This is a genomic window from Bacillus sp. SA1-12, from assembly GCF_000981385.1.
Lineage (GTDB): Bacteria > Bacillota > Bacilli > Bacillales > Bacillaceae > Metabacillus.
Map to the genome: position 1 here is coordinate 20,307 of NZ_LATZ01000042.1, position 7,956 is coordinate 28,262.

General features: G+C 38.1%; 8 protein-coding genes. 7 read left to right on the forward strand and 1 reads right to left on the reverse strand.

Annotated features, from left to right (window positions below; all coding sequences use genetic code 11):
- The first annotated feature begins 10 nt into the window (after positions 1 to 10).
- The 5 genes from WQ54_RS16890 to WQ54_RS16910 all read left to right on the forward strand — a co-directional run bounded on the left by WQ54_RS16890 (position 11) and on the right by WQ54_RS16910 (position 5,694).
- Positions 11 to 619, forward strand: a complete 609-nt coding sequence (locus tag WQ54_RS16890) for a DapH/DapD/GlmU-related protein (RefSeq protein ID WP_046585715.1) — start codon at positions 11 to 13, stop codon at positions 617 to 619.
- A 14-nt stretch (positions 620 to 633) separates the two neighbouring features.
- On the forward strand, positions 634 to 1,347 hold the full coding sequence (gene phnL, locus WQ54_RS16895) for a phosphonate C-P lyase system protein PhnL (RefSeq protein ID WP_046585717.1): 714 nt from the start codon (positions 634 to 636) through the stop codon (positions 1,345 to 1,347).
- A gap of 24 nt (positions 1,348 to 1,371) precedes the next feature.
- Complete coding sequence (locus tag WQ54_RS16900) at positions 1,372 to 2,232, forward strand: PHP domain-containing protein (RefSeq protein ID WP_046585720.1); 861 nt, start codon at positions 1,372 to 1,374, stop codon at positions 2,230 to 2,232.
- A 95-nt stretch (positions 2,233 to 2,327) separates the two neighbouring features.
- Complete coding sequence (locus tag WQ54_RS16905; RefSeq protein WP_046585722.1) at positions 2,328 to 3,743, forward strand: SpoVR family protein; 1,416 nt, start codon at positions 2,328 to 2,330, stop codon at positions 3,741 to 3,743.
- Between the two features lie 676 nt (positions 3,744 to 4,419).
- On the forward strand, positions 4,420 to 5,694 hold the full coding sequence (locus WQ54_RS16910) for an MFS transporter (protein WP_046585724.1): 1,275 nt from the start codon (positions 4,420 to 4,422) through the stop codon (positions 5,692 to 5,694).
- A gap of 264 nt (positions 5,695 to 5,958) precedes the next feature.
- On the opposite strand, the gene WQ54_RS16915 is transcribed toward WQ54_RS16910, so the two are convergent.
- On the reverse strand, positions 5,959 to 6,837 hold the full coding sequence (locus WQ54_RS16915) for a LysR family transcriptional regulator (RefSeq protein ID WP_046585726.1): 879 nt from the start codon (positions 6,835 to 6,837) through the stop codon (positions 5,959 to 5,961).
- A 185-nt stretch (positions 6,838 to 7,022) separates the two neighbouring features.
- On the opposite strand from WQ54_RS16915, the gene WQ54_RS16920 reads away from it, so the two are divergent.
- Together WQ54_RS16920 and WQ54_RS16925 are read left to right on the forward strand one after the other, a co-directional pair.
- Entirely contained in the window at positions 7,023 to 7,631 is a 609-nt protein-coding gene (locus WQ54_RS16920) for a succinate dehydrogenase cytochrome b558 subunit (RefSeq protein WP_046585728.1), read from the forward strand.
- A gap of 34 nt (positions 7,632 to 7,665) precedes the next feature.
- Positions 7,666 to 7,956, forward strand: a 291-nt coding sequence (locus tag WQ54_RS16925; protein WP_046585729.1) for an FAD-binding protein, incomplete at its 3' end; no start/stop codon positions are given.

A 7,956-nucleotide genomic window follows, 5' to 3' on the forward strand; every position in this document is an offset into this window, starting at 1 on the left:
GGATAATAAGATGAAAAAACTTCTAGATAGTGAACCAACCATCCATCCTGGTTCTCAGATCGTTGATAGTTTCATAGGAGAGTGGACTGAAATCGGTCCCAATACAAAAATAGAAGAATCTTATTTTGGGGATTATAGCTACACATCTGGTGATGCCGAAATTATTTATTCAACAATCGGAAAGTTTTGTTCTATTGCCTCACATGTTAGGATTAACCCCGTGAATCATCCGATGTGGAGAGTAACACAGCATCATCTCACTTACCGTTTAACGCAATATCAATTAGCGGAAGAGGATGATCAAGATTTTTTTAACTGGCGCAGAGAGCACCATGTCCAAATTGGTCATGATGTATGGATTGGACACGGAGCTATCATTATGCCTGGCGTCACAATTGGAACAGGAGCCGTCATTGGAGCTGGGTCAGTCGTCACGAAAGATGTCCCTGCCTATACAATAGCTGTTGGTGTTCCGGCTAAGCCAATCAAAAAGAGATTTCCAGACGAAATTGCTGAAAAGCTTATGGAAATTGCATGGTGGAATTGGGATCGTAAGCTGATTGAGGAACGATATAAAGATTTAAATAATGTAGAGGAATTTATTAAGAAATATTTATGAGTGGAGGAAAGGAAATGGCTGTGCTTTTAAGCATGAAGGGCTTAGAAAAAACGTTTGTTATGCATTACTTACATGGGGAACATGTAGTAGGCTGCAATAATATAAGCTTTGATTTAAATGAAGGAGAGTTTATTGGGATTACTGGACAAAGCGGTGCAGGAAAATCAACGATATTAAAAACCATATATCGTACCTATTTACCTACTGGAGGAAAACTTATTTTTCATTCAGACCAGTTTGGGCCCATTGATCTGGTCACAGCCAATGAGCGTGAAATCATTGCCTTAAGAAAAAGAGAGATCGGTTATGTATCTCAATTTCTTAATGTGATGCCAAGAGTGACTGCTTTGGAGGTTGTCATGGATGTGATATTAGAAATGGGGATAAGCATGATTGAAGCAGAAGAACAGGCGAAAAAGATGCTTGCTCATTTTCAATTGTCCGAATCCTTATGGAACTCCTTTCCAAGAACATTCAGTGGGGGAGAAAAACTGCGATTAAACTTAGCGCAAGCAATGGTGAAAAAGCCAAAGCTATTATTGCTTGATGAACCAACTGCTTCGTTAGATGACGCCTCTAAACAGTCAGTAAAAGAAATGATTGAACAGCTGAAAAAATCTGGAACGAGTATGATTGGTATTTTTCATGATCTTGAATTTATGGAAACTGTCGTGGATTCCCATTACCATTTAGAAAATGGTGCTTTAAATAAAAAGGTCGTAGTTTAATATCATTAATTGGAGCTGATCTATATGATAGATTTACATTGTCATACAAATATTTCTGATAATTCGTTTTCGATTGAGGAAGTCATTCGGCTAGCAAAAGACAATGGCGTCAAGCATTTAGCCATTACAGATCACGATACGACAAAAGGTCTTCTAAAAGCAATGGAAATTGGAAAGCAAATTGATGTAGATATTATTCCGGGAATTGAGATATCTGCATATGATTACGAACGAAACAGGAGAGCACATATTTTAGGCTTGTATGTCACCCCTGGACATGCATCTATTGATGAATTATGCAGCCCATTAGTCGTAAAAAGGCATGAAGCATCATGGCAAATGGTGTCACGCATTCAAGAGGCTGGATATGATATTACGTGGGAAGAAGTTCTTGAGTTTTGCAAAGAAGGTACAGGTGTGTATAAACAACATATTATGCATGCTTTACTTAACAAGGGATATACAGACCGGATTTACGGTGATTTGTATAAAAAGCTATTCAAAAGAGGGGATTCTCCAACTAATCGAGGACTAGCCTTCGTTTCGATTCATTATATCGATGTCTTTGATGCCATTCGTGTGATTAGAGAAGCCGGGGGGATACCAGTCCTTGCACATCCTGGACAATTTGATAATTTTTCGGAAGTAGAAGATTGGGTTCGGGCAGGGTTAGAAGGAATCGAGGTTTTGCATCCATTACATGATAAAGAAGCTGAAAAGAAAGCAAGAGCACTAGCTGAGAAGTGGAATCTCATTCAAACAGGTGGATCTGACTTCCACGGTTTTTATGGAGAGTCTTCTGCTGTCAGCATTGGATCAAAAAGCATTGGATTAGAACATTTTAACCAATTGCTTGAAAGGAAAAATATCCTTCAAAAGAACTGATAAAGAAAAGCCCCCAAAAGAGTTAAAAAGATCAAGGAGCATGTTTCTACACCCTCGCTCATAAACTATTATAACTATAGCTTAGGGGGGAGACCATGAGGGAAGCTGATCATAAGGCTCTTGAATATGCAATTGGGGAAATTACGGAGATTGCAAAAGGCTTCGGCTTAGATTTTTATCCAATGAGATATGAAATCTGTCCAGCTGATATTATTTATACATTTGGTGCATACGGTATGCCAACAAGATTTTCACATTGGAGCTTTGGGAAACAATTTCACAAAATGAAGCTGCAATATGATCTTGGGCTAAGTAAGATATATGAGCTTGTTATTAATTCTGATCCATGCTATGCATTTTTATTAGATACGAACTCCCTGATTCAAAACAAATTAATTGTCGCCCACGTGTTAGCGCATTGTGATTTCTTTAAAAATAACGCCCGCTTTAGCAATACTAAGCGCGAAATGGTGGAAAGCATGGCGGCAACAGCCGAGAGAATTAAGCAATATGAAATTGAATATGGCAGACGCGAAGTCGAAACATTTTTAGATGCTGTCCTTTCAATCCAAGAGCATATCGATCCATCACTTGTTCGTCCGAAACTTGCATGGACAATTGATGACATCGAGTTCGAGGAGGAAGAGGAAAAAACGGTCTCACCATATGATGACCTGTGGAATCTTGATCGAAAACAAGATCAAAAGCCAGCGCCGAAAAAGAAAAAACGTAAATTTCCACCTGCTCCAGAGAAGGATATCTTACTATTTATTGAGGAATATAGCCGCGAGCTAGAGGACTGGCAGCGGGACATTTTAACAATGATGCGTGAGGAAATGCTTTATTTCTGGCCGCAGCTAGAAACGAAAATCATGAACGAAGGCTGGGCTTCCTACTGGCATCAACGAATTATTCGTGAACTTGATTTAACCTCTGATGAGTCCATTGAATTTGCAAAACTGAACGCAGGTGTTGTGCAACCATCGCGAACTAGCATAAATCCATACTATTTAGGATTGAAAATCTTTGAGGACATTGAAGAACGCTATAATAAACCAACCGAAGAGATGAAAAAGTTAGGAGTCACACCAGGCTCTGGCCGTGACAAAATATTCGAAGTACGCGAAATTGAATCTGATATTTCCTTTATTCGAAATTATTTAACAAAGGATCTGATCTTCCGTGAGGATATGTACTTGTTCCAAAAGCAAGGCAGGGATTACAAAATTGTTGATAAAGACTGGGAATCTGTAAGGGATCAGCTAGTAAGCATGCGGGTGAATGGCGGATTCCCATATATCACTGTAAATGATGGCGACTTTTTGAAGAACAATGAGCTTTATCTGAAACATTGGTATGAGGATATTGAGCTTGATCTTAAATATTTGGAAAAGGTTCTGCCATATGTTCATCAGCTTTGGGGAAGACCAGTTCATATGGAAAGTGTGTTAGAAGATAAGCCAGTCCTGTTTTCTTACGATGGAAAGAGTGTGACAAGGAAATATTTATAACGATTGGAAAGTCACTGAGTGTTCAGTGGCTTTTTCATTATCCTAAAGTGTAGTTTAGAAGAAATTAAAATAAATAATATTGAAGCAAGATGCTTGCTAAGTGCATAAACGTATTATTCTTAAAAACCATATTACGATCTTCTTTTGGATGTTTTATCTTGGGGATCATCTTAATCCCAACTTATACAAAAACTCAAAATGATTGAATTGATAATAAAAAACAGGGTTTTTCTAATAGTTCATCTTTGACAAAGATGTTAAAAAGTTATTGTTTATAAGTATGATAGATATAATCCTCTTAAGTTTTTAAGGAATTCACTTGTAATAAATAAAAAACTGAATTAAGTAATAGCAGCTAAAAATATCTCTAATTAACTTTAGCAGCCAAGACAGGGATGACAAAAATTCTTATTTTGGAGAAGAAGTGTGACAAGGGAATATATATAAATGATGAAAAGTCACTGGATTTGGTGGCTTTTTCAAGTGATTGTTTTTAAACAAAAAATGAATGGTGAAATATTAAAAAAGCAAATCTTCTTATTTAGAATAAAACGTTATACATTATTTTACTAGAAAGTGAGTTACAATGATGATAGTTTGACATCACTTGAAAAAGAAAAGCTATCTAATCAATTAAATTCTAATAGATTTTTTTAGGGGAAGGAAGGTGTGTAAAATGTCTAGTAACGCCTATGAGTTGACCGACAGTTATGTCAATTCTTTAGAAAAGCAACAAATGCTTTACAAACGTACACTAATTATTGTCTGTCTGTCACAAATTTTTGGAGGAGCAGGATTGGCTGCCGGAATTACGGTAGGTGCCCTGCTTGCTCAGCAAATGCTTGGTTCAGATGCTATCGCAGGGCTGCCGGCTGCCTTATTAACCTTAGGTTCTGCCGGTGCAGCTTTCATTGTAGGAAGACTTTCTCAACGTTATGGCCGCCGCATAGGTCTCACTGCAGGATTAATGACGGGCGGGCTTGGCGCAATTGGTGTTGTGATTGCTGCCATGACAAATAATATAATCCTTTTATTTGCTTCCTTGCTTATATATGGAGCAGGGACATCAACAAATTTACAAGCTCGTTACGCTGGAACAGACTTAGCTAATAAGAAACAACGGGCAACTGCTATTAGTATCGCAATGGTTTCCACAACATTTGGTGCGGTTGCTGGTCCAAACTTGGTAGACGTAATGGGGGATCTTGCTCTTTCAATTGGTGTTCCTGCCCTTGCTGGCCCTTTTATTTTGTCGGCAGCAGCCTTTATTTCTGCAGGACTTATCCTTTTTATTATGCTTCGTCCAGATCCACTCCTCATCGCAAAAATGATCGAAGTTAATAAACAAGAAATTAAAATGAAGGATCAAACGGTAACTGCTGGCAGCATTGAGAATAAAAGAGGTGTTACAGTTGGTGCCGCAATTATGGTCATTACTCAAATCGTGATGGTGGCTATTATGACGATGACTCCTATCCATATGGCACATCATGGTCATGGCTTAAGTGAGGTTGGTCTTGTTATTGGCTTTCATATTGGATCAATGTATCTCCCTTCACTTGTTACAGGTATTCTAGTTGATAAGATTGGCCGAACAGCCATGTCTATAGCTTCAGGGGTTACCTTGCTCCTTGCAGGTGTCGTAGCTGCAATGGCGCCAGGCGATTCTATGATCTCTCTAATCATCGCTCTTTCTTTACTTGGGTTAGGGTGGAATCTTGGTTTGATATGCGGAACTGCACTCATTGTTGATTCAACAGAAACTGCAACACGTGCCAAGGCTCAAGGGACAGTAGATGTATTTGTTGCTTTGGCAGGGGCATCAGGTGGAGCCATGTCTGGAATGATAGTCGCTCAATCAAGTTACACAGCATTATCACTGGCTGGCGGCATTTTGTCGTTATTACTTATTCCAGTAGTTATTTGGTCTCGGAGAAGTCATAATAGATAAGGGGACGATGAATTCGTTCTTTCCATTCATTAGATTGAGAGGTTTCGTTATAGGAGTCGTTAATCTTATATTACAAAGCTAGCAACAAGGTTAGAGTTTGTTATAAGAAAACGTATATGGAATATTGTTTCGCATTATTTAAAGATAGGACTGAACTCAAATGGGATCAGTCCTATTATTACTTTAAACTATGAAACTAATAGATATTTATTGGATATCTTTTTAACTTATTTTTCCGCTCTAGTAGTTAGTTAACGATAATAATCATTTTTTAAAATAATTTAAGATAAATTGTTGAAACCGCTTTGCTGCTGGTGATAGATATCTATCTTTTACACAAGCAAGTCCAATTACTCTTTGGGAGTTTGGAGATTTTAATTGTATCCGAGTAATATTATCCCAATCGATCCCTTTGAATTCCGGTATTATCGTAACACCAAGTCCTGCTGCTACAAAAGCTGCAATAGTGTGAACTTCTTCGCCCTCAAAAGTAACTCTGGGTCTTATTCCTGCCTCTTCAAATAGTTGGTCTGTAATCCCGCGAAGCCCATTACCTTTTTCTAAGAGTACGAAAGGTTCATCGGCTATTTCTTGTAAAGTAATACTTTCGTGTTTTGCCAGATGGTGTTTTGCAGGAACAATTAAAAATAATTCTTCTTCCCATAACTGAATCCATTGAAATTGATCTTTTGATTCTATTGAAGAAACTAGGCAGAAATCAATCTCACTAGACTCTAATTGCTTAAGGAGCAAATCGTTTCCATTTTGTTTGAATTGTAATTTAACATTTGGATATTTAGAGCGAAAGGAACTGACTAGGTTAGGGATAAGATAAGTCCCGAGGGTAGGCATAAACCCAAATGAAACATTACCATAATCAGGGTCAATTAATTCTTGAATTTCTTGCTTGCCATCTTGATATTCTATCATCATACGGTCAGCCCGCTTTAAAAATAACTCACCATACCTATTTAGTCTTATTGAACGTCCCTGCCGTTCAAACAATGGAACACCTAAGTCTTCCTCTAATCTAGCTATAGACCGACTAAGAGCAGGTTGCGAGATTAATAATTCTTCTGCAGCCCGCGTTATGTGTTGTAAACGTGCAACAACCCGGAAATATTCGATTTGGTGCCATTCCATTGGGTATCACCTCCTACTTAATATTTTACAAAATTCATAACTAAAATGCATGAAAACCATGCAAATAATAAATTAGACATTATAATATGTCAACTATATGATAATGTATAGAAAATTTCAAAAAATGATCGAAGGATGAATTTTTCTATAACAAAACAAGTCTTTGTTTCAAAGGGGGAAACATTATGAGAGGAAATAATGAGTTTGTGAATCGCAGACTGCACTCATTGCTAGGAGTAATTCCTGTAGGCCTCTTTTTAGTTCAGCATCTTGTTGTCAATCACTTTGCAACAAGAGGTGCAGAGGCATTTAACGAGGCAGCTCATTTTATGGAGATGCTTCCTTTTAGGTATCTTTTGGAAACTTTTATCATTTTCCTTCCGCTTTTATACCATGCTATTTACGGAGTTTACATTGCTTTCACAGCTAAGAACAACGTAAGCAACTATGGTTATCTGCGCAACTGGCTATTCATGCTTCAGCGTGTAACAGGCATTATTACATTTATTTTTGTTGCATGGCATGTTTGGGAAACGAGAATAGCTGCTGCATTCGGAGCGGAAGTAAATTATGATATGATGGCTTCCATTTTAAGCAGTCCATTTATGCTAGCATTCTACTTAATTGGAGTTATTTCAACCATATTCCACTTTGCTAACGGATTATGGTCATTTGCTGTTAGCTGGGGAATTACTGTTACTCCTCGCTCACAAGTTATTTCCACTTACGTTACGCTGGCGATCTTTTTAGCGCTATCAATCGTGGGAGTTCGAGCAATATTCGCATTCGTGTAATTTTTAGCAACAGCTATTAAAAGGAGTGGGCTTAATGAGCAAAAATAAAATAATCGTTGTCGGAGGCGGATTAGCCGGTTTAATGGCTACTATTAAGGCCGCTGAACACGGCGTTCAAGTAGATTTATTTTCATTAGTACCAGTGAAACGATCTCACTCTGTGTGTGCACAGGGCGGAATTAACGGTGCAGTAAATACGAAGGGTGAGGGAGATTCACCTTGGGAGCATTTTGATGATACGGTATACGGGGGAGATTTCTTGGCGAATCAGCCGCCAGTAAAAGCTATGACCGAAGCTGCTCCCGCTATTATTCACCTATTAGAC

Coding starts and splice junctions, on each gene's coding strand:
- WQ54_RS16900 (WP_046585720.1), top strand. CDS start 1,372: ATGATAGATTTACATTGTCATACAAATATTTCTGATAATTCGTTTTCG.
- phnL (WP_046585717.1), top strand. CDS start 634: ATGGCTGTGCTTTTAAGCATGAAGGGCTTAGAAAAAACGTTTGTTATG.
- WQ54_RS16890 (WP_046585715.1), top strand. CDS start 11: ATGAAAAAACTTCTAGATAGTGAACCAACCATCCATCCTGGTTCTCAG.
- WQ54_RS16905 (WP_046585722.1), top strand. CDS start 2,328: ATGAGGGAAGCTGATCATAAGGCTCTTGAATATGCAATTGGGGAAATT.
- WQ54_RS16910 (WP_046585724.1), top strand. CDS start 4,420: ATGTCTAGTAACGCCTATGAGTTGACCGACAGTTATGTCAATTCTTTA.
- WQ54_RS16920 (WP_046585728.1), top strand. CDS start 7,023: ATGAGAGGAAATAATGAGTTTGTGAATCGCAGACTGCACTCATTGCTA.
- WQ54_RS16915 (WP_046585726.1), bottom strand. CDS start 6,837: ATGGAATGGCACCAAATCGAATATTTCCGGGTTGTTGCACGTTTACAA.